The organism is Dactylosporangium sp. CA-092794, assembly GCF_050948465.1.
Taxonomy (GTDB): Bacteria; Actinomycetota; Actinomycetes; order Mycobacteriales; family Micromonosporaceae; genus Dactylosporangium.
Genome location: NZ_CP192044.1, coordinates 8,488,060 through 8,510,666, shown reverse-complemented (window position 1 = coordinate 8,510,666; position 22,607 = coordinate 8,488,060). Strand labels below are relative to the sequence as shown.

21 protein-coding genes are annotated in these 22,607 nt (G+C 73.1%); 12 read left to right on the top strand and 9 right to left on the bottom strand.

What is annotated here, in order from left to right:
* Positions 1-233: 233 nt before the first annotated feature.
* Positions 234-1,133 carry a cyclase family protein gene (locus ACQPXD_RS36525; protein ID WP_432826168.1) on the top strand — a complete coding sequence of 300 codons (900 nt, stop codon included), beginning with the start codon at positions 234-236 and terminating at the stop codon, positions 1,131-1,133.
* Positions 1,126-2,550 (top strand): MmgE/PrpD family protein, encoded by a 1,425-nt coding sequence (locus tag ACQPXD_RS36520; RefSeq protein ID WP_432826166.1) that lies wholly within the window; start codon positions 1,126-1,128, stop codon positions 2,548-2,550. Before ACQPXD_RS36525 ends, ACQPXD_RS36520 begins: the two co-directional genes overlap by 8 nt.
* Here the strand turns inward: ACQPXD_RS36520 and ACQPXD_RS36515 are convergent.
* The 6 genes from ACQPXD_RS36515 to ACQPXD_RS36490 are packed head-to-tail and all read right to left on the bottom strand — an operon-like array spanning position 2,537 to position 9,311.
* Positions 2,537-3,013 (bottom strand): Ohr family peroxiredoxin, encoded by a 477-nt coding sequence (locus ACQPXD_RS36515; protein WP_432826164.1) that lies wholly within the window; start codon positions 3,011-3,013, stop codon positions 2,537-2,539. The genes ACQPXD_RS36520 and ACQPXD_RS36515 overlap by 14 nt on opposite strands.
* Positions 3,010-4,497: a dihydroorotase gene (locus ACQPXD_RS36510; RefSeq protein WP_432826162.1), complete on the bottom strand. Its 1,488-nt coding sequence runs from the start codon at positions 4,495-4,497 to the stop codon at positions 3,010-3,012. The genes ACQPXD_RS36515 and ACQPXD_RS36510 overlap by 4 nt, the downstream gene beginning before the upstream one ends.
* Entirely contained in the window at positions 4,494-5,891 is a 1,398-nt protein-coding gene (locus tag ACQPXD_RS36505) for a M20/M25/M40 family metallo-hydrolase (RefSeq protein ID WP_432826160.1), read from the bottom strand. Before ACQPXD_RS36505 ends, ACQPXD_RS36510 begins: the two co-directional genes overlap by 4 nt.
* Positions 5,888-6,202, bottom strand: coding sequence for a hypothetical protein (locus ACQPXD_RS36500; RefSeq protein ID WP_432826158.1), 315 nt, complete (start codon positions 6,200-6,202; stop codon positions 5,888-5,890). Before ACQPXD_RS36500 ends, ACQPXD_RS36505 begins: the two co-directional genes overlap by 4 nt.
* Positions 6,199-7,293: a class I SAM-dependent methyltransferase gene (locus ACQPXD_RS36495; RefSeq protein WP_432826156.1), complete on the bottom strand. Its 1,095-nt coding sequence runs from the start codon at positions 7,291-7,293 to the stop codon at positions 6,199-6,201. Before ACQPXD_RS36495 ends, ACQPXD_RS36500 begins: the two co-directional genes overlap by 4 nt.
* On the bottom strand, positions 7,290-9,311 hold the full coding sequence (locus ACQPXD_RS36490; RefSeq protein ID WP_432826154.1) for an FAD-dependent oxidoreductase: 2,022 nt from the start codon (positions 9,309-9,311) through the stop codon (positions 7,290-7,292). The genes ACQPXD_RS36495 and ACQPXD_RS36490 overlap by 4 nt, the downstream gene beginning before the upstream one ends.
* A 183-nt stretch (positions 9,312-9,494) precedes the next feature.
* Here ACQPXD_RS36490 and ACQPXD_RS36485 point away from each other — a divergent pair, with 183 nt between their 5' ends.
* From ACQPXD_RS36485 to ACQPXD_RS36465, 5 genes are read left to right on the top strand one after another with little or no spacing between them, the layout of a single operon-like run.
* Positions 9,495-10,397, top strand: coding sequence for an acetoacetate decarboxylase family protein (locus ACQPXD_RS36485; RefSeq protein ID WP_432826152.1), 903 nt, complete (start codon positions 9,495-9,497; stop codon positions 10,395-10,397).
* A 2-nt stretch (positions 10,398-10,399) separates the two neighbouring features.
* The gene (locus ACQPXD_RS36480; protein ID WP_432826150.1) at positions 10,400-11,314 is read left to right on the top strand and encodes an HpcH/HpaI aldolase/citrate lyase family protein; all 915 of its coding nucleotides are present in this window, start codon (positions 10,400-10,402) and stop codon (positions 11,312-11,314) included.
* Positions 11,311-13,170, top strand: a complete 1,860-nt coding sequence (locus ACQPXD_RS36475; protein ID WP_432826148.1) for an isochorismatase family protein — start codon at positions 11,311-11,313, stop codon at positions 13,168-13,170. The genes ACQPXD_RS36480 and ACQPXD_RS36475 overlap by 4 nt, the downstream gene beginning before the upstream one ends.
* Positions 13,167-14,078, top strand: a complete 912-nt coding sequence (locus tag ACQPXD_RS36470) for a polysaccharide deacetylase family protein (RefSeq protein WP_432826146.1) — start codon at positions 13,167-13,169, stop codon at positions 14,076-14,078. Before ACQPXD_RS36475 ends, ACQPXD_RS36470 begins: the two co-directional genes overlap by 4 nt.
* Before the next feature lie 27 nt (positions 14,079-14,105).
* Positions 14,106-14,882 carry an IclR family transcriptional regulator gene (locus ACQPXD_RS36465; protein ID WP_432826144.1) on the top strand — a complete coding sequence of 259 codons (777 nt, stop codon included), beginning with the start codon at positions 14,106-14,108 and terminating at the stop codon, positions 14,880-14,882.
* A gap of 48 nt (positions 14,883-14,930) precedes the next feature.
* On the opposite strand, the gene ACQPXD_RS36460 is transcribed toward ACQPXD_RS36465, so the two are convergent.
* Positions 14,931-15,728 (bottom strand): SAM-dependent methyltransferase, encoded by a 798-nt coding sequence (locus ACQPXD_RS36460; protein ID WP_432844086.1) that lies wholly within the window; start codon positions 15,726-15,728, stop codon positions 14,931-14,933.
* Between the two features lie 74 nt (positions 15,729-15,802).
* A complete protein-coding gene (locus ACQPXD_RS36455) occupies positions 15,803-16,564 on the bottom strand; it encodes an SDR family NAD(P)-dependent oxidoreductase (RefSeq protein WP_432826142.1) in 762 nt (253 codons plus the stop codon).
* An 81-nt stretch (positions 16,565-16,645) separates the two neighbouring features.
* On the opposite strand from ACQPXD_RS36455, the gene ACQPXD_RS36450 reads away from it, so the two are divergent.
* The 4 genes from ACQPXD_RS36450 to ACQPXD_RS36435 are packed head-to-tail and all read left to right on the top strand — an operon-like array spanning position 16,646 to position 20,330.
* A complete protein-coding gene (locus tag ACQPXD_RS36450) occupies positions 16,646-17,257 on the top strand; it encodes a TetR/AcrR family transcriptional regulator (RefSeq protein WP_432826140.1) in 612 nt (203 codons plus the stop codon).
* A 26-nt stretch (positions 17,258-17,283) separates the two neighbouring features.
* Positions 17,284-18,063, top strand: a complete 780-nt coding sequence (locus tag ACQPXD_RS36445; protein WP_432826138.1) for an SDR family NAD(P)-dependent oxidoreductase — start codon at positions 17,284-17,286, stop codon at positions 18,061-18,063.
* A gap of 9 nt (positions 18,064-18,072) precedes the next feature.
* Positions 18,073-19,308, top strand: coding sequence for an acyl-CoA dehydrogenase family protein (locus ACQPXD_RS36440; protein WP_432826136.1), 1,236 nt, complete (start codon positions 18,073-18,075; stop codon positions 19,306-19,308).
* Positions 19,308-20,330: a phosphotransferase family protein gene (locus ACQPXD_RS36435; protein WP_432826134.1), complete on the top strand. Its 1,023-nt coding sequence runs from the start codon at positions 19,308-19,310 to the stop codon at positions 20,328-20,330. Before ACQPXD_RS36440 ends, ACQPXD_RS36435 begins: the two co-directional genes overlap by 1 nt.
* Positions 20,331-20,334: 4 nt before the next feature.
* Here ACQPXD_RS36435 and ACQPXD_RS36430 read toward each other — a convergent pair whose 3' ends face one another.
* Positions 20,335-20,955 carry a nitroreductase family protein gene (locus ACQPXD_RS36430; RefSeq protein ID WP_432826132.1) on the bottom strand — a complete coding sequence of 207 codons (621 nt, stop codon included), beginning with the start codon at positions 20,953-20,955 and terminating at the stop codon, positions 20,335-20,337.
* Between the two features lie 153 nt (positions 20,956-21,108).
* Between ACQPXD_RS36430 and ACQPXD_RS36425 the strand changes: the two genes are divergently transcribed.
* The gene (locus tag ACQPXD_RS36425; RefSeq protein WP_432826130.1) at positions 21,109-22,593 is read left to right on the top strand and encodes an aldehyde dehydrogenase family protein; all 1,485 of its coding nucleotides are present in this window, start codon (positions 21,109-21,111) and stop codon (positions 22,591-22,593) included.
* The last annotated feature ends 14 nt before the right edge of the window (positions 22,594-22,607 follow it).

The following is a 22,607-nucleotide window of genomic DNA, read 5'->3' as shown; positions in this document are numbered from 1 at the left end:
CGTCGTTCCGTGTAGTAGAACAGCAGCACCCTCGTGTTCTGGCGATTGTTGGGCTGCCGGATTCCGGTGTCAAGAGCCCGGAGGTGGGCGATGCGCGCCGATCGGGGCTCGAAATCGCTTGGAAACGTGATCGTCACCGCGGCCCGCAGGCTTCCGGCCGGATGGACACGTCCGGTATGGTCCCTAGAACATCCAGCACAACTCGTTCTATCCAACGGAACAACGGAGACACAGTGATAGACCATCCGACGCCCGGCGGGGCCCAGCCGACCATGCAAGCCCCGTCCCCGCGGACGTCGCCGGCGCTCGCCGGCGAGCGCTCCGACCGCCTGCTGGCCGCGCTCGGCGCAGGGGTGCGGGTGTTCGATCTCGGGCACCCGCTGTTTGTCGGCATGCCGCAGTCACCGAACCATCCGGCGTTCACGCACCACGTGGTGCGCCGCCACGGCGACATGGTGCGGGCCGACGGGGGATCGGCCGCGGGCGACCTGTTGCTCACCGGCACGCACGTCGGCACGCACATCGACGCGCTCGCGCACGTCTCGCACGACGGCCGCCTGCACGGCGGCGTCGCGGTCGCCGAGGCGATGCGCTCCGGCCGGTTCGCCACCCACGGCGCCGAGACCATCCAGCCGATGTTCCGCCGCGGCGTGCTCCTCGACATTCCGGGCGCGCTCGGCCTGCCGCGCTGCGATCCGGGGTACGAGATCACGCCCGACGACCTGCGGGCGGCCGCCGCCGCGCAGCGCACGCGGCTGCTGCCCGGCGACGTGGTGCTGATCCGCAGCGGCTGGGCGCAGCTGTTCGAGCACCCCGAGGCGTTCGTCGGCGCCGCCGACGGCGTGCCCGGTGTCGGCGCCGCCGGCGCGCGCTGGCTCGCCGCCCAGCGGGTGCACGCGGCCGGCGCGGACACCATCGCGTTCGAGCGCCTGGCCCCCGGCGCGGGGCACAGCCTCCTGCCGGCGCACCGGATCCTCCTGGTCGAGCACGGCATCTACCTCATCGAGGCGATGGTCCTCGAGGAGCTCGCCGCCCGCGGGGTGCACGAGTTCACCTTCGTGCTGGCGCCGCTGCCCATCGTCGGCGCGACCGGCTCGCCGGCCCGGCCGCTGGCGGTGACCGCGCGTGACTGAGCCGATCGCCCACGTCCTGGCCGCGTTCGCGCACGGGCTCGGCGCCGCGGACCTGCCCGCGGACCTGGTCGGCAACGTGCGCGACCGCGTGCTGGACACCATCGGGGTCAGCGTCGCCGCCCTCGACCTGGACACCAGCCGGTCGGTGCTCGACTACGTGCGCGACAGCGGCGGGCCGGCGCACGCCCACGCGATCGGGCTCGGCCCTGGCGTGCCGGCCGCCGCCGCGGCGTTCGCCAACGGCGTGCTGGCGCACTCGCTGGACTACGACGACACGCACCTGCCCTCCGTGCTGCACCCGAGCGCCTCGGTGGTGCCGGCCGTGCTCGCCGCGGCGCAGCGCTACGGTGCCACCGACGCCCGGGCGGTGGCCGCCCTCACCGCCGGCCTCGAGGTGTGCATCCGGCTCGGCATGGCCGGCTACGACCCGCACACCGGCAACTCGGTCTACTTCCGCTACGGACAGCACGCGACCTCCATCTGCGGGACCGTGGGCGGCGCGGTGGCCGCCGCGATGCTGGCGGGCCTCGACGAGGCGGGCGTCGCCTCGGCGATCGGGCTCGCGTCCTCGATGGCCTCCGGGGTCATCGAGGCCAACCGGGCCGGCGGCACCGTCAAGCGCATCCACTGCGGCTGGGCCGCCCAGGCCGCGATCCAGGCCGCCGAGCTCAGCCGGGCCGGCATCACCGGCCCGCCCACGGTCATCGAGGGGCGCTTCGGCCTCCTGCAGGCGTTCCTGCGCGACGACGCCCGCCCGGAGGCGGTGCTCGACGGGCTGGGCCGTTCCTGGCACACCCGCGACCTGTTCGTGAAGCCGTATCCGGCCAACCACTTCCTCCACGCGGTGATCGACGCGGCCGCGGCGCTGCGCGCCGCCGGCGTGCGCCCCGACGACCTCACCGAGATCACCGTGCTCGCGCCGGGGCCGGTCATCCGCACGATCGGCGAGCCGCCGGAGGCCAAACGCGCGCCGGTGACGGGCTACCAGGCCCAGTTCAGCGGCCCGTACGCGGTGACGGTCGGACTGCTCGGCGGCGCCGGGCTCGGCGCCGGGCGGGCCGACTTCACCGACGAGCAGGCGGGCGACCCGCGCCGGCGGGCCATCATGGCGAAGGTGACGGTGCGCGAGGACCCCGAGCTCACCCGGATCTTCCCGAACCAGTTCCCGGCCGCGATCCGGGCCCGCACCGCGGACGGCCGCGAGTACACCGAGCGGGTGACGCTGACCCGGGGCGGGCCCGGCCGGCCGCTGAGCCCGGCCGAGCTCGCCCGGAAGTTCCGCGACAACGTGGGGGACCGGCTGGGCGCCGAGGCGCGCGACGCGGTGATCGCCACGGTCGCGCGGCTGGGGGAGGACGAGCGCACGATCCCCGCCCTGATGGCCGGGCTCAGCCGGGCCCGCGTCACGCCGCGGTGAGCTCCCGCTCGCCGAGGAACAGCCGCACCTCGATGTTGCCGCGGGTGGCCCGCGAGTAGGGGCACATCTCGTGGGCGCGGCGTACCAGGTCGTCGGCGGCGCCGGCGGCCAGCCCGGGCAGCCGCACGACCAGCGTGGCGGCCAGTGCGTACCCGCCGCCGGGGTGGTGCCCGATCGACACCTCCGCCGTCACCGAGGAGCCGGTGACGGCGGTCCGCGCGGCGCGGGCCACGACGGTCAGCGCGGAGTGGAAGCAGGCCGCATAGCCGGCCGCGAACAGCTGCTCCGGGTTGGTGCCCGGGGCGTCGCCGGCGGTGCCGCCGAGCCCCGGCGGCCGGGTCAGGGCGAGGTCGAGCACGCCGTCGCCGGAGCTGACCCGGCCACCGCGGCCGCCGGTCGCGGTGACGCGGGCGGTATAGACCGGATCGATCCGTCCGCCGCCGCCCGCCGCTTCCCCGCTCATGCGGGCCGCGCCTGCGGCTGGGGGCGGAACAGGTACTCGCCGGTGGCCGGGCCGGTGGCCGCGACGCCCGCGGTGACCACGGGCACGCCGCGCACGAAGGTGTCGGTGATCCGGGCGGTCATCTCCATGCCCTCGAACGGGGTGTACTCCTGGGTCGAGGGCGAGTCGGCCGCGTGCACGGTCCACGTCGACGCCGGGTCGACCAGGCAGAGGTCGGCGTCGAGCCCGGCCGCGATGTCGCCCTTGGACGAAAGACCGAACCGCCGCGCCGGGTTGCCCGCCGTGAGCCGGGCGATGCGCCCCGGGCTCAGCCCCCGCTTGACGCCCTCGGTCAGCAGGCCGGTCAGCAGGTACTCCGCGCCGCCGAAGCCCGACCGGGCGGCGAAGACGTCGTCCGGCGCGCCGCCGAACTTCTGTTCGCTGCGGCAGCAGGCGTGGTCGCTGACGACCCAGTCGACGTCGCCGGCGAGCAGGTGCTCCCACAGGCCCTCGACGTCGGCGCGGGGCCGCAGCGGCGGGTTGACCTTCCCGCCGTTGTCGCGGGCGGACTCCACGTCGGCCAGCAGGTGCCCGATCGTGACCTCCCGCCGGAAGTCGATGTGCGGGAACGCCGCGGCCATGCGCATGGCCGCGCCGAGCGCCTTGCGGGAGGACAGGTGCAGCAGGTTGATCGTCGCCAAATTCGTCTCGTCGGCGAGGAAGGACGCGATCGTCACCGCGAGCCCCTCGGAGTGCGGCGGGCGGGACGCGTGGTAGGCGGCCAGCCCGGTCTGGCCCGGATCCGCCTCGACCAGCTTGGTGTAGGCGCGCATGATCTCGGGCGTCTCGCAGTGCAGCGACAGTGAGATGGCCTCGGCCCGCTCGGGTCGCTGCTCCCGGGCCGCCTGCACGCCGCGCATGATGAACTCGAAGTGGGCGTAGTCGTAGGACTGGTCGGGCGGGATCATCAGGAAGCCGCTCTGGTCGGCCGACCGGCCGTGCAGCCCGTGGCTGCCGTAGAACATGAAGATCTTGAAGGAGCTGACCCCGAACCGGTCGATGAGCAGCGGGATCTCGTCGATGTGCCCGGCCGTCATGGGCGCCAGGTGGAAGCCGTAGTCGATCATCGAGCGGCCCCGCACCTGGTCGAGCACCTCGGGGAAGAACTCCTCGTAGGCCCCGCCGCGGTTGAGGTAGTACTGCCCGGTGCGCATGTAGTTCAGCGCGGTGGTGACGCCGCCCAGCGCACTGGCGCGGCTCTCGCTCGCCGCGTCCTCGGGCAGCGGGTTGTAGATGCCCCAGTGCTGGTGCGCGTCGATGACGCCGGGAAACGCCAGCCGCCCCGCGCCGGCGACGATCCGGCGCGCCCGGGCGGGATCGATGCCGGGGGCGATCTCGGCGAACTTCCCGTCGCGGATGCCGATGTCCGCCCGCTGCGGCGCGTCCTCGCCGGTCGTGACCACGTCGACGGCGCGGATCAGCAGGTCCAGGTCTGCTTCGGTCATGACTGTGCTCCTTGCTGGTCGGTGCGGCCGGCCCCGGCGTCGGCCATCGCCGCCATGATCTCCACGACGTGGCGGATGCCGAGCCGGTAGTCGTCGATGCGCACGTGCTCGTCCGGCCCGTCGAAGCCGGAGTCCGCCCGGGAGACGCCGATGCCGACGATGGGCCGGTCGCCCAGGGCGGCCTGATTGCCCACCCAGGTGGTGAACGGCTCGATCACCGGGTCGCGGCCGTAGGCGCGCCGTGCGGCGTCGGCGACCAGCGCGACGAACGGGTCGCGGTGGTCGGTGTGGTACGGCGCGTTGCTCGCCACCACCGCCACCTCCACGTCGGGGAACCCCTCGGCGCGCAGGTGGTCCTCGATCGCCCGCAGGACGTGATCGGGCCGTTGCCCGGCGACCAGCCGGGCCTCGACCTTCGCGGTCGCGACGGCCGGCAGGCCCAGCGTGACGTCCGGCCGGTTGTCGCCCGCCTCGATGCCGCCGATGGTCAGCGTGGGGACGGTCCGCACGGCCACCGCGGCCTCGCGGTCGTCGAGCTCGCCGGCGAAGGCCGTCACCCCGGAGCGGCGGCGCAGGAACTCGCCGTCGAATTCGATCCGGCTCAGCAGCTCCCGTTCGGCGGGCGAGGCCGGCCGGGCGGACTCGTAGAAGCCGGGCACCCGCACCCGGCCGTCGGGGGCGTGCAGGCTCGCCAGCGCCGCCACCAGCCGGGTCGAGGCCGACGGCAGCAGCGCGGCGTTCTGGCTGGTCAGTTCGCGGCGCAGGGTGCGCACCGAGAGGGTGAGATACAGCAGCCCTTTCTCGCCGAGCTTCAGCAGGGGCCGGCCCTGGCTGTCGCACCAGGAGTTCTCCCACAGCGTGCCGTCGCTGGCCAGCCGGCCGGCGTGGTGGCGGGCGAAGGACGGCAGCCCGGGGCTGTCCAGCCGCCGCTTGCCCTCGATCAGGAAGATACTGGTCACCGGCGGGGTGAGCCCGGCCGCCCGCCACGCCGCGGCGGCGTGGATGCGAGACATCAGCGCGCCCTTGTCGTCGGCGACGCCGCGTGCGTAGAGCCGCCCGTCGCGGATCTGCGCCGCGTAGGGCGGGCTGGTCCAGGCGCTGTCGTCGCCGGTGGGTTCGATCTCGACGTCGTAGTGCAGGAAGTGCAGCAGCCGCCGGCTGCCGCCGCCGATCTCGCCCAGCACGTACGGGTAGGAGTCCGGCCATTCGACGATGTCCGCGGTGCCGCCCCAGTGGCGCAGCTCGTCGGCGATGCGGTGGACCGCCGCGAGCATGCCTTCGGGGTCCTGGCGGCGGCTGCGCAGCCGGCACAGCGCCTGCAGCCGGGCCACGAACTCGTCGAGGTGGCGGTCGACCGCGTCGAGTACCGCCTGGGTGTCGACCGGCGCGGTCATGCGGCCCGCTTGTCCTGTAACCGCTGCTCCCACTGGCCGCGCATCGGGTGCTCGGCCGGGCCGGCCTCGGCGATGATCCGGGCCAGCCGGTCCAGGTAGCGGTCGCGGCCGGTCTCCAGCGCCTCCCGCTCCCGGTCGTCGGGCTCGAACGTGTCGATCGCCGCGGGCGCCAGCACCCCCTGGCGGGTGAGGACGGTCTCCAGGGTGCGCAGCCGCCGGTCGGTCACGTGCAGCTCGGTCGCCAGCTGGAGCACCAGGTCGAGCAGCTTGCCGACGTGCGGGTCGGTGAAGTAGGCGAATTCGGCGGTCACCGCTGGTCTCCCGGTTCGTCGTCGCCGGCGGGTTTGGTCGCCGTGAGCACGGCCCACGGGAAGTGCCACTCCGGCCGGTCGCCCCAGCCCTGGGCGGCGACGCCCGCGTTGCGCTCGTCGAAGGGCAGCCAGGCCGCGCCGACCAGGCCGTTGTCGCGGCAGGCCCGCACGACGTCGGTGCCGAACAGGTCGTGGAAGTACGGCTCGTTGTTGCGCTCGGCGTGCTCCATGACGGTGGCGTCGCGCAGCGGGTCGCCGGTCATCGCGAACTCCAGGAAGCCGATGGCGCCGCCGGGCTTGAGCAGGCGGGCCGCCTCGGCGATGGTCGCCTCGATGACGGCGGCGGGCATCTCGTGCAGCACCATCGTGCCGGTCACCACGTCGCAGGTGCCGGACTCGATGCCCGTGTCGGTGGCGTTGCGCTGGCGGTAGTGGATCGCGAGGCCCTCGGCCTCGGCCTCGGCGTGCGCCAGGCGCAGGCCCGGGGCCGACAGGTCGACGCCGATCACCTCCGCGGCCGGGTACCGGCCGGCCAGCGGCCGGGTGCTCTTGCCGAATCCGCAGCCCATGTCGAGCACCCGGGTCGCGCCGGGGCGGTCGGGCAGTGCGGTGGTCACGAAGAGGCGGTGGAACTTGTAGCCGTCGTTGTCGCGCAGCATCACGATCCGGGCGCCGAGCTCGTAGACGTAGGCGGAGAGGTCGTCGGAGAAGTAGCTGCCGGGCTGGATGTGGATGTCGTAGGCGGTGTACCAGTCCGGCAGCTCGAAGCCCGGGCTGAGCTCCAGCGTGCCGCGGGCGCTTCCGGGCACCGCGGACAGCTCGCCGGTGAGCTCCTCGCCCCGGGCCAGCACCGCGTCGCCGGCGGTACGCCACAGCATCTTCTGCTGGGTGCGCTCCAGATGGCTGAACCAGGGATAGAGCCTCAGCTCGTGCAGGCGCTGTGTCGTCCCGGCCATGTCGCCGGCCGGGTCGCCGAACTCCTCCACCAGCGCCGGGTAGACCGTGCCGGCCCAGCGCTTGCGCAGGTGCAGCACGAAGTCCACCGCGGAGCGCTCGTCGAGCGTGAGTCGTTGCTCGATATCGATCATCATCTCTCCTGTCGGGATGTATCGGCCGCCGCCGGCGGTTCGTCCAGCGACTCGGCGCAGGTGTGTCCCTCGAAGACCGCCTCGAGCACCGACCGCGGCGCGTTCGCGTCGCCGGCCAGGTGCACCCGGCCGGCACCCAGCCGCCGTTCCAGCTCGCGGGCGAGGGCGTCCACGGCGTGCCCGGCGCCGGCGTCGACCACGGTGTGCACGGCGTCGAGGTGCTCCACGTCGCCGGTGAGCACGTCGACCAGCCCCGCCCGCCACCCACCGCGGGCCGGCGCCGCCTCCGGGGCCAGGCGGCGCAGCGGGTGCACCCGGATCCCGAACTCGCCGAAGCGGTGCACCACGGCCAGCCGGGAGTACGTGGTGATCCGCCCCGCGAACGTGCCCGCCGGGCTCACCAGGTGCACGTTCCAGCCCCGCCCGGCGTAGTGCTCGGCCACGCTCGCGCCGGCCCAGTCGCCGTGGTCGTCGAAGATCGCCACCACCCGGCCGTCCCCGGCGTCCGGTTCGCGCAGCTGTCCGATCGCCTGCCACAGGTCGAGCACCGGCGGGCCGGCGACCAGCGGCCGTCGCGCCGGCCGTGAGCCCGTCGCGATGACGACGGCGTCGGGTTGCGCGGCCACGACCTCGTCGGCGGTCGCGGTGCTGCCGAGCCGGATCCGCACCCCGGCCGCCCGTGCGTCGCGCTCCAGCTCGTCGGCGAGCAGCGCGAAGCGGCGCCGGGTGTCCAGGTACGACAGCATCCGGACCTGGCCGCCGAGCTCGGGCCGGGCCTCCACCAGCGTCACCGTGTGGCCCCGCCGGGCGGCCTCGATCGCCGCCGACAGACCGGCGGGCCCGCCGCCGACGACCAGGACCCGGCGCCCTGGCCCGCGCCGGGGCCGCGGGATGCCCTCGCGGCCGGCCCGGGGATTGACGACGCACGCCATGTCGAGGCCGGCCTCGATGCGACCGAGGCAGCCCTGGTTGCAGGCGATGCAGGAGCGCACGGTGTGCTGCCGGCCGGCCCGTGCCTTGCCGAACAGGTGCGGGTCGGCGATGTGCGCCCGGGCGAGGCCGACCAGGTCCGCGCTGCCGTCGGCGAGCAGCGCCGCGGCCTCCGGCAGGCTGTCGAGGCGGCACACCGCAATCACCGGCAGCCCGGGCAGGGCCCGCCGGAACAGCGCGGGGAACCGCCGGAACGGCGCGTGGCCGAAGGTCATGTCGGCGATCTGCGTGGCCAGGCTGAAGCTGCCGTGGTAGGCGGAGTGGCTCACGTTGAGGAAGCTCAGCGGGGTCTCGCGGCGCACCTGGGCCACGACCGCGACCATGTCCGGCGGGGTGAGCCCGCCGGGCAGGAACTCGTCGGCGCTGATGCGCAGCCCGATCGGCAGCCCGTCGGCCGCCTCGCGCACCGCGGCGAGGACCTCGCGGAGCAGGCGCAGGCGCCGCTGCGGGTCGCCGCCGTAGTCGTCGTCGCGGGTGTTGCTGACCGGCGACAGGAACTGGTGGATGAGGTGGCCGTGGCCGGCGTGGATCTCGATCCCGTCGAAGCCCGCCGCGCGCATCCGCCGCGCCGCGTCGGCGAACGACTCCACGACGGTGGCGATGTCCGCGGCGCTCATCGCGTGGGGGATGTGGGCGCCCGGGGTCCAGGCGATGGCCGACGGAGCCCAGGCGGCGACCCGGGCGCCGTCGCCCGGCGCCTGCCGGCCGGCGTGGACCAGCTGCGCGACGACGGCCGCGCCGTGCCCGCGGACCGCGCGGGTCACCGCGCGCAGCGGCGCCACGCAGCCGTCGTCGAAGGCGCCGAGCGTGCTCGCCCGCCCGGCGCTCGTCGGGTGGACCCGGATCGCCTCGGTGATGATCAGGCCGGCGCCGCCGCGGGCGCGCTCCGCGTGGTAAGCGACGTGCCGGTCGGTCGCGAGGTTGTCCCGGGCGAAGTTCGTGGTGTGCGCGGGCACGACCACGCGGTTGCGCAGCACCAGCCGGCCCGCCTGCAAGGGCGCGGACAGCAGGGCCATTGCATCGATCGTCAACGATTTTTAGCTTGCTCGCGAGCCATGGACATGGTCGGAACCATAGCCGTGGCGGTTGGGGCAGTCAACGAAAAACGTTCCGTTAGCTGAAACACGGAGCCGAAACGTTTGACAGAGCGGAATGGTTGGCGTCAGTCTGGCAGGGCGATCAAGTGGCGGCGTACCCCCCCGGAAGGACCTGACGTGACCCAGACGAGAAACCCGAAAGCCATGCACGGCAACAAGGTCGGGGTGATGTGGCCGCAGTCGCCGACCGGCCGGGCCAGCCTGATGGACCTCAACACCGAGCCGGATCTCGTGCTCTCCGACGACGTGCTCATCGTCGGCTTCCGCGCGGACCCCGAGGCCGTGCGCGCCTACGTGCCGGAGCCGCTGGAGCTCGACGGCTCCGGCCTGATGTACATCAAGGCGGTCCAGCGCTGGGGCTACACCAGCCGCAACGCGACCGAGTTCATCAGCTTCGAGCGGCTCAACCAGACTGAGTCGTTCTTCTGGATCCCGTGCTCGTATGAGGGCAAGGAGTTCTACTTCGTGCCGTTCTCGTGGGGCAACCGCGACTGGCTGGGCTACACCGGCCGCCTGGTCGGCATGCCGCACAAGTGGGCCAAGGTGCAGATGACCAGCTTCCACTCGTTCCACCCGACGTACAGCGGGGCCCACGCCGGGGCCCGCATCTGCGCCAGCGTCGAGAACATGGGCCTGGTCCACCGCATCTACGGCGACCTCAAGGAGGTCATCAGGCCCGAGGACACCCCGTTCAAGTGGGTCCAGGGCTCCTGCCCGCACTTCCTGGGCCATCGCTACATCTGGGACTCGGTGAAGGGCCGGCCGCTGGCCAACGATCTCGTCGCCCACTACGGCGACGACGTCGAGATGGGCCCGGTGTGGCACGGCGACGGCTGGGCCCAGTTCTACGACGCCGAGAACGACGAGGTCCTGCAGTTCCAGCCGCGCGAGATGGTCGGCTCGTGGTTCTTCACGCTGCGCTTCACCCACCAGAAGAGCTCGCCGTACATCGTGCACGACTACGGCGACCAGAGCCCCTACGCGAACCGGCCCCAGATCAAAGAACTGCTCGGCGGCTGACGGTGCACGACCTGGACGCCATGCTCTACGTGCCCGCGGGCGACGCCCGCAAGCTGGCCAAGGTCGGCGAGCTGCTCGCCTCGACCACGGTGATCGTCGACCTCGAGGACGCCGTCGCCGCCGATGCGAAGGGCCAGGCCCGCACCGCGCTCGGCCGGCTGCTCGACGAGCTTCGCGACGCCCCCGACCCGGGCCGGCGGGAACAGCTCTGGGTGCGGGTCAACGCTCCCGGGACCGACGGCTTCGCCGCCGACGTCGCGGCCTGCGCCCGGCCCGAGGTGGACGGGCTCATCGTCCCCAAGGCCACGGTCGAGTCGCTGGAGACGGTGGCGGTCGAGCTCGCCGCGCTGGAACGCTCGCGCGGGCTCGCGCCGGACGCCGTGGCGCTGCTGGGCCTGATCGAGACCGTCGCCGGGTGGCAGAGCGTATGCGGCGCCACGGCGGTGCCGCGCCGCGTGCACGGGCTCAGCTTCGGCGCCGGCGACTTCTCCCTCGAGCTCGGGATCGCGTTTCCGCCGCCGGGCGGAGTACAGGGACATACCCTGCTCGCGGCCAAGGCCGACCTGGTCCTGCACAGCCGCCGGCTCGGCCTGCCACCGCCGCACGACGGGGTCTATCCCGCGTTCCGCGACCTCGACGGACTCCGCGCCGAGGCGAGCTACGCCCGGGCCATGGGCTTCGCCGGCAAACATGCGATCCATCCGGACCAGATTCCGGTGATCCGCGCGGTGTTCGTTCCCGGCGAGGCCGAGCTGGACAAGGCGCGGCGGATCGTCGCCGCCGCCGAGGAGGCCGAGCGGCTCGGCCTGGGCAACGCCAGCGTCGACGGCGAACTGGTCGACGTCCCGGTGGTACGCCGGGCCGAACAGCTCCTGCGCCGCGGATCGGCCCTGCACGGCTCGGACGCGCCGCGATGAGCGGCGGCGCGCTCACCGGCGTTCGGGTCCTCGACCTCTCCTCCCTCTACGCCGGGCCGTACATAGCGACGCTGCTCGGCGACTTCGGCGCCGACGTGATCAAGGTCGAGCACCCGCGCGGCGACGACTCCCGCCGCTGGGGCCTGAGCAAGGGCGACGTGCCGCTGTGGTGGAAGACCATCTCCCGCAACAAGCGGCTGATCCGCCTCGACCTGCACGACGAGGCCGAGCGCCAGGCGGCCCGCCGGCTGGCCGCCGAGTGGGCGGACGTGGTGATCGAGAACTTCCGGCCGGGCCGGCTGGAGCGGTGGGGGATGGGCTACGAGCAGCTCGCCGTGCACAACCCCGGCCTCGTCATGGTGCGGGTCACCGGCTTCGGGCAGACCGGGCCCTACCGCGACCGCCCCGGGTTCGGGACCCTGGCCGAGGCCTTCGCCGGCTTCGCGGCGATCACCGGCGAGCCGGACGGGCCGCCGACGCTGCCGCCGTTCGGGCTGGCCGACGGGATCGCCGCGGTCACCGGCGCGTTCGCCACCATGGTCGCGCTCTACTGGCGCGACGCCGCCCGCGGCGGGCGCGGTCAGGTCGTCGACCTGAGCCTGTACGAGCCGCTGCTGTCGATCCTCGGCCCGCAGGTGACCGAGTTCGCCGCGACCGGAGTCGTGCAGCGGCGGCAGGGCAACCGCTCCGGCCGCACCTCGCCCCGCAACGCCTACCGCACGGCCGACGACCGGTGGGTCGCCCTGTCCGGCGGCACGCAGCAGGTCGCCAACCGTATCCTCGCCGCGGTCGGCCGGCCCGAGCTGGCCCGCGACGAGCGGTTCAGCACGCCGGCGGCCCGGCGGGCCAACGCCGACGAACTCGACGCCGTCGTGGCCGGCTGGATCGGCCGGCACAGCCAGGCCGACGTGCTCGCCGCCTTCGCCGCCGCCGAGGCGCCCATCGCCCCCGTCAACGACGCCGAGTCGCTGGCCGCCGACCCGCACGTGCGGGCCCGGGAAAGCCTCGTCGAGCTGCCCGACGACGACCTCGGCACGGTCACCATGCAGGGCCTCATCGCCAAGCTCAGCGCGACGCCCGGACGCATCCGCCACACCGGCCGCACCGCCGTCGGGGCCGACACGGACAGCGTGCTCGCCGAGCTCGCCGCCCGCCCGGCGGCCCGGCCCCGGCCGTGGGACCACCTGATCACCGACGCCGACCGGCAGACCATCCGGCGCTCCGCGTTTGGCCGCCGGGTGGGGATCGGAGCGCGGCCCGCGGTGGTGGTCATCGACGCGCAGAACTACATGGTCGGCGCGCCGCAGGGCTCCCCCCACGACTATCCCTCGGCCTGCGCCTCGGCCGGGGCCGCCGTCCCCGCCATGCGCACGCTGCTCAAGCACGCCAGGTCGGCCGGCGTGCCGGTGTTCTACACCCAGTGGACGGTCGCGCCGGACGGCAGCGACATCGGCGTCTACGGGCGCAAACGGGACCTGCTCAGCACCCAGGGCTGGGCGCTGGAGGGCAGCGAGGGCGCCGAGATCCACCCGGCCGTGGCCCCGGAACCCGGCGACGTGGTGATGGTGAAGAAGAAGCCGAGCGGGTTCCACGGTACGCCGCTGCTCGGTCTGCTGATCGACCGTGGCATCGACACCGTGATCGTGGTCGGCGGCGCGACGAGCAACTGCGTGCGGGCCACCGCGATCGACAGCGCCTCATACAACTTCCGCACCATCGTGGTCGAGGACTGCGTGTTCGACCGCATCGACGTCTCGCACCGCATCGCGCTGTTCGACCTCGACCGGCAGTTCGCCGACGTGATGAGCGCGGAGGAAGTCGTCGCCGCGCTCCCGGTCCCGCAGGGCACGCCGTGACCGGGCCGGTGCGCGACCTCGTGGGATACGGCCGGCGGCCGCCGGTGGTGCGCTGGCCGGGCGACGCGCGGGTGGCCGTGAGCATCGTCGTCAACTACGAGGAGGGCAGCGAGCGGTCGTTCGACCGCGACGGCGTCAACGAGGGGCTCGGCGAGGTGCCCCGCCGCGTCGACGGGCCCTACCGCGACCTGGCCACCGAGTCGGTGTACGAGTACGGCAGCCGCGCCGGCGTCCACCGGCTGCTGCGGCTGTTCGACAAGTACGGCATTGCCTGCACGTTCTTCGCCGCCGCGGAGGCGCTGGAGGCCAACCCCGCGGTGTGCGAGGCGATCCGCGGCGGCGAGCACGAGGTCTGCGCGCACGGCTGGCGATGGAGCGAGGAGTGGCTGGCCGGCGTCGACGCCCAGCGCGACGCGATCGCGCGGGCCGTCCGCTCGATCGAGACGACCTGCGGCCGGCGCCCCGTCGGCTGGTACTCGCGGTGGATGCCCAGCGTCGACACCCGGCGGCTGCTGGTCGAGGAGGGCGGCTTCCGGTACGACTCGAACGCCTACAACGACGACCTGCCCTACTTCGTCGACGTGGCCGGCACGCCGTTCCTGGTCGTGCCCTACTCGCTGACGTTCAACGACAGCCGGCACGTCTACGGCCAGTTCACGTCGGCCGGCGACTTCTTCGAGGAGTGCCGGCGCGGCTTCGACTATCTGTGGGAGGAGGGCGGCGAGACGCCGCGCATGATGTCGATCGGGGTACACCCGCGGCTGATCGGACAACCGTCCCGCACGAGCGCCCTGCGCGACTTCATCGACCACGTCCTCGCCCGGGGCGGCGGCTGGTTCGCCCGCCGGCGGGACATCGCCGACCTGTGGTGGGAGCAGCCGTTCCGCCCCGGACGGGCGTCGAGCTGAGGTGTCGTGCGTGTTACGTTTCAGTCCATGACATCTCCGCCGGCCACGCAGGCACAGCGGCTCTGCGCCGTCCTGGTCGCGTTCAGCGAAGGCATCGGCACGACGCTCGGCGTCTCGGAGATCGCCCGCCACCTCGACATCCCGAAGAGCGCGGTCCACCGCACCCTCGCCGCGCTGCTGGAGGTCGGGCTGATCGAGCGGGACGCCGACTCGTCGCGCTATCGCCTGGGCAGCCGGGCGGCGACGCTGGCGATGGCCGCACTGGGCGTCCCCGACGTGCGCACCTCCGCCCTGCCGTACCTGCAGGAGCTGTCCCAGCTGACCGGCGAGACCGCGACGTTCACCCTGATGATCGCCAACGAGCGGGTCTATATCGAGCAGGTGGCCAGCCCCCAGGACGTGCGGATGTCGGTCGAGATCGGCCGCCGCTACCCGCTGTATGCCGGCGCGTCCGGCCGCAGTATCCTCGCCGGCCTGCCGCAGCATGAGCTCGACGCGTATCTCCGCTCGGTCGAGTTCGTGGCGCTCACCCCGGCTACGCTCACCGACACGGAATCGCTGCGCGCCGAGGTCAAGCGGGCCGGCGAGACCGGATACGCGGCCAGCCGGGGCGAGCGCGACCCCTGGGCCGCCTCGGTGGCGGCGCCGGTCTTCGGACCCTTCCGTGTCATCGGCTCCATGAGCGTCTGCGGCCCCGCGGCCCGGATGTCCGACGCCGATCTGATTCGCTTCGGTGAGCTGGTCCGCCACAGCGCCGCAAGCCTCTCGCGATCGCTGGGCTTCCGCGGCCGCCCCGCGGCGTGACCGAGCTCGACGAGCACGGTCGCGACACCCGCACGGCAACCGTATGGCTCAGGGGCGTTTGCGGGCCACGACGCCGACGGCCGTGATCGACAGGCCGTCGTCCTCGTCGGAGTCCGGGTGCCACTCGTTCAGCGGCACGACGCCCGGCGGCAGGACCTCCCAGCCGTCCAGCCAGCCGGTGATCTGTTCCGGCGGGCGGGGCCGGAACGGTGTCGGCGTCCGCCGGTACATCTGGGTCACCGCCGCCTGGGCCGCGCGTGCCTCCGGCGCGAGCGCGGCGTGCGCGATTGCCAGGAAGCTCCCGGACACCAGCACCTCGGAGATCTCGCGGATGATCCGTGGCGGATCCGCGTCGTCCTCGACGAAGTGCAGCACGGCGATCATCAGCACCGCGACGGGTTCGGCGAAGTCCAGCAAACCGGCAATGTCCGGATGGCCGACAATGGCCGCGGGTGCCCGCAGGTCCGCCCGCACCGCCGCCGCCCGCGGATTGCCCCGCAGAATGCGCTGGCTGTGCGCCACCGCTACCGGATCGATGTCCACATAGGCGACCTTGGATTCCGGTGCCGCCTGCTGGGCCACCTCGTGGACGTTGCCCAGCGTCGGAATTCCCGAACCCAGATCGAGGAATTGCCGCACGCCGGCATCGACGAGCCGCCGCACGACCCGGCCGAGATACGCCCGGTTGGCATGCGCCGTCTCCTTGACGCCCGGCCAGTGCCGCTCCGCCTCCGCCACGAACTGCCGGTCGACTTCGAAGTTGTGGAACCCGCCCAGCGCGTAGTCATACGCGCGCGCCGCATTCGGCGTGGTGACATCCACCCCGTCAGGAACCCATTCCGTCATGCCACACCGCCCATCTGTCCCGCCGACCCTACCCGCCGGAACCATCGAATGCGGTTCAATGGCGTCGGCGATACTCAGGTGATCGTCATTCCGCCGTCGACGGGCAGCGTCTGGCCGGTGATGTAGCCCGCGGCATCGGAAGCGAGGAAGACGACGGTTGCCGCGAGCTCGCGCGGGTCGCCCGTGCGCCCGGCGGGAATGCGTCCTCGTTGGGACTCCATGTAGCCGGGCGTGTACTGGTCGGTCATCTCGGACGTGAAGAACCCGGGCGCGAGCGCGTTCACGCGGATGCCTTTGCGGCCGGTCCACTGCTGAGCGAGGTCGCGCGTGAGGCCGATCAGGCCGGCCTTGGACGCGGCGTAGGCGGCCTGGGGGAGGCCGGCGGTGGTCAGGCCGAGCACCGAGGAGATGTTGACGATGCTGGAGCCGGGAAGCATCACGCGTCCGCAGGCCTGGGCCATCCAGTAGCAGCCGTTGAGGTTGACGTCGATGACCTGCCGGAACTGCTCGGGGGTCTCGCGGGTCGCGGGGACAGCGGTGCCGATGCCGGCATTGTTGATCAGGATGTCGACATGGCCGAAGCGCTCCACGGCGGCCGCGACGAGGGCGGTGCAGGAGGCGGGGTCGCTGACGTCGGTCGCCACGGCGAGTGCCTGCCGCCCGGCCTGCTCCACCAGCCGGGCCGTTTCGGCCAGGCGGTCGGCCCGGCGCGCGCCGAGGACGACGTCGGCGCCGGCTTCGGCCAGGGCCTGCGCGAAGGCCACGCCGAGGCCGCTGGATGCGCCGGTGACGATGGCGACCTTCCGGTCGAGCCGGAACAGGTCGGTGATGGGCATGACGGCTCCCTGGGTTGACTTCGCGCGAGGTAAGCGATTGCATAGGTATGCGATTGCTTAGCTTGGCACCGAGGAGGTCGCTTGTCCACGGGGGAGCCCCAGCCGTTGTCTTCCGCGCAGCGTCATCTGCTGGCTGCGGCGACCGAGGCGTTCGCCGAGCTGGGCTTCGGGGGCACGAGCACCCGTGACATCGCGGCCCGGGCGAACCGCAGCCCGGCCGCCGTCTACATCCACCACGAGTCCAAGGAGGACCTGCTCTTCGCGATCAGCGTGCGAGGCCACGAGACCGCGCTGGCCTGCCTGCGCGAGGCCGCGGAGGCGAGCACCGATCCGGTGGCGCGTGTGCAGGGCATGGTCTTCGCGTTCAGCCTGTGGCACATGGACCACGCGAAGCTGGGCCGGGTCGTGCAGTACGAGTTCCGCGCCATGACCGAGGAGCACCGCGAGCAGATCTCCGCCCTGCGCCGGCGGATCCAGCGGCTGATGGTGGCGGCCATCGAGGACGGGGTCGCCCGCGGGCACTTCGAGGTCCTCAACGCGAGGCAGGCCGCCGAGGCGCTGCTCTCCCTGTCGATCGACCTCGTCCGCTGGTTCGACCCCGAACGGCGCCGCGACCGCCGGGCGATCGCGCGGCAGCACGCCGACCTGGCCACCCGCATGCTGCGGCGCGACCCGGTCTGCGACCACCACTGATACCGAGTCGCTGAGAGGACTGGGCGATGAAGGACAACCTGCGAGCGGTGGTCACCGGGGCCGGCTCCGGGATCGGCCGCGCGATCGCCGGGCGGCTGGCGGCCGAGGGCGCCAGAGTCGTGGTCAACGACCTCGACGCGAAGGCGGTGGCCGCCGTCGCCGAGGAGACCGGTGCACTCCCGGTGCCGGGCGACGCCGCCACGGAGGAAGGTGCGGCCCGGCTCGTCGACGAGGCCGAGTGGCTGCTGGGCGGGATCGACGTCTGGTTCGGCAATGCCGGCGTCGACAAGGGCCGGGGGCTGGGCGCGGCGGAGGCCGACTGGCTCGCGTCCTACGACGTGAACGTCATGGCGCACGTGCGCGCCGCCCGGCTGCTGGTGCCGCGGTGGATCGCCGCCGGCGGCGGGCGATACGTCCTGACCGCGTCGGCCGCGGGCCTGCTGACCATGCTGGGCAGCCCCGCCTACTCGGTGACCAAGCACGGAGCGGTCGCCTTCGCGGAGTGGCTGTCGGCAAGCTACCGGCACCGGGGCATCGTCGTGCAGGCGGTGTGCCCGCAGGGGGTGCGGACCCGCATGTTCGACGGCGCCGACGACCTCCAGGCCCTGCTCGTCCACGACGGTGTCCTGACGCCGGACGAGGTCGCCGAGGCGGTCTGGCAAGGTCTCGCGCACGATCGGTTCCTCGTCCTCCCGCATCCCAGGGTCGGTGACTACGTGCGGCGCAAGGCGGCCGACGAGGACGCCTGGCTCGCGGGCATGAACAGGATTCAGCAGCGGCTCGACAGTCCGGCCCCGCCGGCGTGAGGAGTATCCATGCAGTTTGAGCTTTCCGAGCGGGCCAAGGAGTACCAGGCCAAGGTCCTGGACTTCATGGACGAGCGGGTCTATCCGGCGGAGGCCGTCTACGCCGCGCAGATGCGCGAGTCGGGCAACCCGAACTTCCATCCGCCGATCCTCGAGGAGCTCAAGTCGGAGGCTCGCCGCCGCGGGCTGTGGAACCTCTTCCACCCGCACGAGAGCGCCGAGTGGGGCTCGCCCGGCCTGAGCAACTCGGACTACGCGCCCCTCGCCGAGATCATGGGGCGCAGCCCGTTCATCGCGCCCGAGTCGATGAACTGCAACGCGCCGGACACCGGCAACATGGAGGTGCTCCAGCTCTTCGGCACCGACGAGCACAAGCGGCGCTGGCTCGGGCCGTTGCTGGCCGGCGAGATCAGGTCCGCCTTCGCGATGACGGAGCCGGAGGTCGCCAGCTCGGATGCCACCAACATCCGGCTGCGGATGGAGCCGGACGGCGACGATTACGTGCTCAACGGCCGCAAGTGGTTCGCCTCGAACGCGCTGCACCCGAACTGCCGCGTCCTGATCGTCATGGGCAAGACCGACGTCGACGCGCCGCGCCACCGCCAGCAGAGCATGATGGTCGTGCCCATCGACACCCCCGGCGTCACCGTCGTGCGGGGCCTGCCGGTGTTCGGCTACCTCGACCGGGAAGGACACGCGGAGATCGTCTTCGACGACGTCCGGGTACCGAGGACGGCGCTGCTGGCCGGCGCGGGCGACGGGTTCCTGATCAGCCAGGCCCGGCTCGGTCCGGGCCGGATTCACCACTGCATGCGCTCGATCGGCGCCGCCGAGCGGGCGCTGGATCTCATGATCGCCCGCGCCCAGCAGCGCGTCACCTTCGGCGAACCGCTGGCCAACCGCGCGAACATCCAGGACTGGATCGCCGAGGCGCGCATCGAGATCGAGATGATCCGCCTGCTGACCATGAAGGCCGCCTGGCTGATGGACACCGCCGGCAACCAGCGGGCGCGCACCGAGATCGCGGCGATCAAGGTCGCCGGCCCGCAGGTCGCGCTGAAGGTGATCGACCGGGCCATCCAGGTGTTCGGCGGGGCCGGTGTCACCGACGACGTACCGCTGGCCAGTTTCTATGCGCACCAGCGCACGCTGCGGCTGGCGGACGGCCCGGACGAGGTGCACAAGCGCACGATCGCCCGGTTCGAGCTCCGCCGCGTCGACCCCGCCTGGAACGGTGCGTCGTAGTGGAACCGGACTTCGGCCTCGACCCTGAGCCGGTCGCCCGCTGGATCGGCTCCCTCGGCATCGGCGCGGGTGGCGGCCTGACCTTCGAGCGGATCGGCGCGGGGCAGTCGAACATCACCCTCGACGTGCGCGACGCCGGGGGCGGGCGCTGGATCCTGCGCCGCCCTCCGCTCGGCGCCCTCCTGGCCTCGGCGCACGACGTGGCGCGCGAGGCCGCCATCATGCGGGGGCTGGCCGGGACCGCGGTACCGGTACCGAAGATCCATGCGGTCAGCGCGGCCGAGCAGGTCGCGAGCGTGCCGCTCGTGCTGATGGAGCGGGTCGACGGCCTGGTCGTGGACGAGCTGGAGGTGGCCGAGGGCATGCCCGCGGACCTGCGCCGCCGGCTGTCCGAGAGCATGATCGGCACGCTCGCCGCCATCCACGCGGTCGACCTGCACCGGGCCGGGCTCGCGGAGCTGGCCAGCCACAAGCCGTACGCCCCACGGCAGCTGAAGCGATGGAGCACCCAGTGGTCGCAGTCGAAGACGCGCGACCTGCCGGCGCTGGAGGAGCTGACCGGGAAGCTCACCCGCGAGGTCCCGCCGCAGCGGGAGACCGTCCTGGTGCACGGGGACTTCCACCTGCGCAACGTCATCTCCTCGCCCGAGACCGGTGCGGTGCGGGCGGTGCTCGACTGGGAGCTCGCGACGCTCGGCGACCCGATCGCCGATCTCGGCAGCATGCTCGCCTACTGGCCGCAGGCCGGCGACGCGGCCACGGGGCTGTTCGCCGCCTCGGCCCTGCCCGGGTTCGCGACCCGGGCCGAGCTGACGGACGCCTACCTGTCGATCACGGGCCGGGACGGGGACTCCGTCGGGTACTGGCACGCGCTGGGGCTGTGGAAGATCGCCATCATCTGCGAGGGCGTGCTGCGCCGGGCCGTCGACGATCCACGCAACGCCGCACCGGTCGGGGGCCCCACGCCCGAGGTGGTGGAGCGGCTCATCGACCGGGCCTTCGCCGAGTTGGCCGGGGCCTGAGCCCTCACGCGCCGCCGGCCGCCGGCGACGGGGCGGGGTAGGGCTCGCCCCAGCGGTCGAGAAAGGTGACCTCCTCGACCGGGCGGCGCTTCGCCTCGCCCCATCGCCCGAGCGGGTAGCCGACCGGGACGAGCGCGAACGTCTGCACCTCCGCGGGGATCCCGAGCAGCCCCTTCACCTCGTCCTCGAACGTGAGGTGGACGGTGGTCAGCGTGGTGCCGAGGCCGAGTCCGCGCGCCGCCAGCATGAGGTTCTGCACGGCCGGGTACACCGACGCGTCGCGCTTCACGCCGTCGGTCTCGCCGCAGGCGATGATGAGCACCGGTGCCTCGTGCAGGTGGGCGGCGAGATGATCGGCCGAGCCCAGCACCGCCGGCGACGGGCCGGAGGAGGAGGCCTCGTAGCGCCGGCGGCTCAGCGCCCAGCCGCGCTGGTAGATCTCCTGGATCCCGCGCTTGAGCGCGCGGTCCCGCACGACGAGCCACCGCACCGGCTGCGAGTTGCCGCCGGACGGTCCCTTGAGCGCGGCCTCGAGGATCGTCCGGACGTCGGCGTCGCTGACCGGCCGGTCGGGGTCGAGCCGGCGCATGGCGCGGGTGGTGCGGATGGCTTCGAACAGGTCCATGGCGCGGCGCTCGCCTTCCCGTTGGTGACGACCTCGTTGAGCCGAGTGTAGGACGGATCCGTCACTTGCTTGCTGGCTAGCCAAAAAGTTGTTAGCGTGACAGCCGCCACATGACCTGGCGGGATGCCCCACCACGAACGAGCCGGAGTCGCGATGACCGTCATTGCCGTTGCACCGATCGCGTCGGTGGCGACGTTCCTGGGCACCGAGAGCGACCTGCTCATCGGCGGCGAGCGCGTCCCCTCGCACGACGGCGGCCGCTTCGACGTGCTGGACCCGGCGTCGGGCGCCCGGCTGGCGACGGCGCCGATGGCGCGGGCGGCCGACGTCGACCGCGCCGTGCGCGCCGCGCGGGCGGCCTTCGCGGGGGAGTGGGCGGGCGTCACGCCGGCCGACCGGGCGGCGGCGCTGTGGCGGCTCGCGGACCTGATCGAGGCCCGGTTCGAGACGTTCGCACAGCTGGAGGCGCTGAACGTGGGCAAGGTGCTGGCGCTGAGCCGGGCCGTCGACGTCACGAAGGCCATCGGCGTCCTGCGCTACATGGCCGGGTGGGCCACGAAGCTCGACGGCGGCCAGCACCCGGTCTCCCTGCCCGGCCAGTGGCTCGCGTACTCGCGCCGCGAACCGCTCGGGGTGGTGGCCGCGATCATCCCGTGGAACTACCCGATCTACATGCTGGCCGCGAAGCTGGCGCCGGCCCTCGCCGCGGGCAACACGGTCGTGCTCAAGCCGGCCGAGCAGACGCCCCTGACCGCGCTGCTGTTCGCGGGCCTCGTCGAGGAGGCCGGCTTCCCGCCCGGCGTGGTCAACATCATCACCGGCGACGGCGCGACCACCGGCGCCGCCCTGGTCAGCCATCCGGGCGTGGACAAGATCACCTTCACCGGCTCGACGCAGGTGGGCAAGGCCATCGCCCGCCAGGCGGCGGCCCGCATGGCCCGGGTCTCGCTCGAGCTCGGGGGGAAGCCGGCGAATCTCATCTTCGCCGACGCCGATCTCGACCTGGCCATCCCGGCCGCCGCGGCCGGCGTGTTCGCCAACAACGGCCAGGTCTGCATGGCCGGGTCGCGGCTCTACGTGGACCGGCGCGTCTTCGACGAGGTCGTCGGCGGTATCGGTGCGATCGCCGAGCGGACCCGACTGGGCCACCCGCTGGACCCGCGCAGCGAGATGGGCCCGCTCATCAGCGCCGGGCAGCGCGACCGCGTGGCGGCGTTCCTGTCCGAGGGACTCGCCGACGGCGCGCGGATCGCCGGGCAGGGCAGGGCGCCCGGCGGCGCCGGGAACTTCGTCCCGCCGACCGTGCTCGTCGGCACGACGCCGGCGATGCGCGTCCAGCGCGAGGAGATCTTCGGCCCCGTGGTCACCGTCGTGCCCTTCACGGACGCCGACACCGCGGTCGCGATGGCGAACGACTCGCGGCTGGGACTGGTCGCCGGCTGCTTCACGACGAACCTCTCGACGGCGCACCGGGTCAGCGCCGCCCTCCGCGCGGGCACGGTGTTCGTGAACTGCTGGGGCCGCACGGACATGAACCTGCCGTTCGGCGGGGTCAAGCAGTCGGGCTGGGGCCGCGAGCTCGGCCGCGAGGGCGTCGAGGCGTTCACCGAGACGAAGAGCGTGCTGGTCAGCCTGTGAATGCTCAGGCTCAG

Excerpts from the sequence above, each read along its gene's own strand:
- ACQPXD_RS36515 (WP_432826164.1), bottom strand. The coding sequence starts at position 3,013 with ATGAGCGGGGAAGCGGCGGGCGGCGGCGGACGGATCGATCCGGTCTAT.
- ACQPXD_RS36510 (WP_432826162.1), bottom strand. The coding sequence starts at position 4,497 with ATGACCGAAGCAGACCTGGACCTGCTGATCCGCGCCGTCGACGTGGTC.
- ACQPXD_RS36505 (WP_432826160.1), bottom strand. The coding sequence starts at position 5,891 with ATGACCGCGCCGGTCGACACCCAGGCGGTACTCGACGCGGTCGACCGC.
- ACQPXD_RS36495 (WP_432826156.1), bottom strand. The coding sequence starts at position 7,293 with ATGATGATCGATATCGAGCAACGACTCACGCTCGACGAGCGCTCCGCG.
- ACQPXD_RS36475 (WP_432826148.1), top strand. The coding sequence starts at position 11,311 with ATGAGCGGCGGCGCGCTCACCGGCGTTCGGGTCCTCGACCTCTCCTCC.
- ACQPXD_RS36465 (WP_432826144.1), top strand. The coding sequence starts at position 14,106 with ATGACATCTCCGCCGGCCACGCAGGCACAGCGGCTCTGCGCCGTCCTG.
- ACQPXD_RS36460 (WP_432844086.1), bottom strand. The coding sequence starts at position 15,728 with ATGACGGAATGGGTTCCTGACGGGGTGGATGTCACCACGCCGAATGCG.
- ACQPXD_RS36455 (WP_432826142.1), bottom strand. The coding sequence starts at position 16,564 with ATGCCCATCACCGACCTGTTCCGGCTCGACCGGAAGGTCGCCATCGTC.
- ACQPXD_RS36445 (WP_432826138.1), top strand. The coding sequence starts at position 17,284 with ATGAAGGACAACCTGCGAGCGGTGGTCACCGGGGCCGGCTCCGGGATC.
- ACQPXD_RS36440 (WP_432826136.1), top strand. The coding sequence starts at position 18,073 with ATGCAGTTTGAGCTTTCCGAGCGGGCCAAGGAGTACCAGGCCAAGGTC.
- ACQPXD_RS36430 (WP_432826132.1), bottom strand. The coding sequence starts at position 20,955 with ATGGACCTGTTCGAAGCCATCCGCACCACCCGCGCCATGCGCCGGCTC.
- ACQPXD_RS36425 (WP_432826130.1), top strand. The coding sequence starts at position 21,109 with ATGACCGTCATTGCCGTTGCACCGATCGCGTCGGTGGCGACGTTCCTG.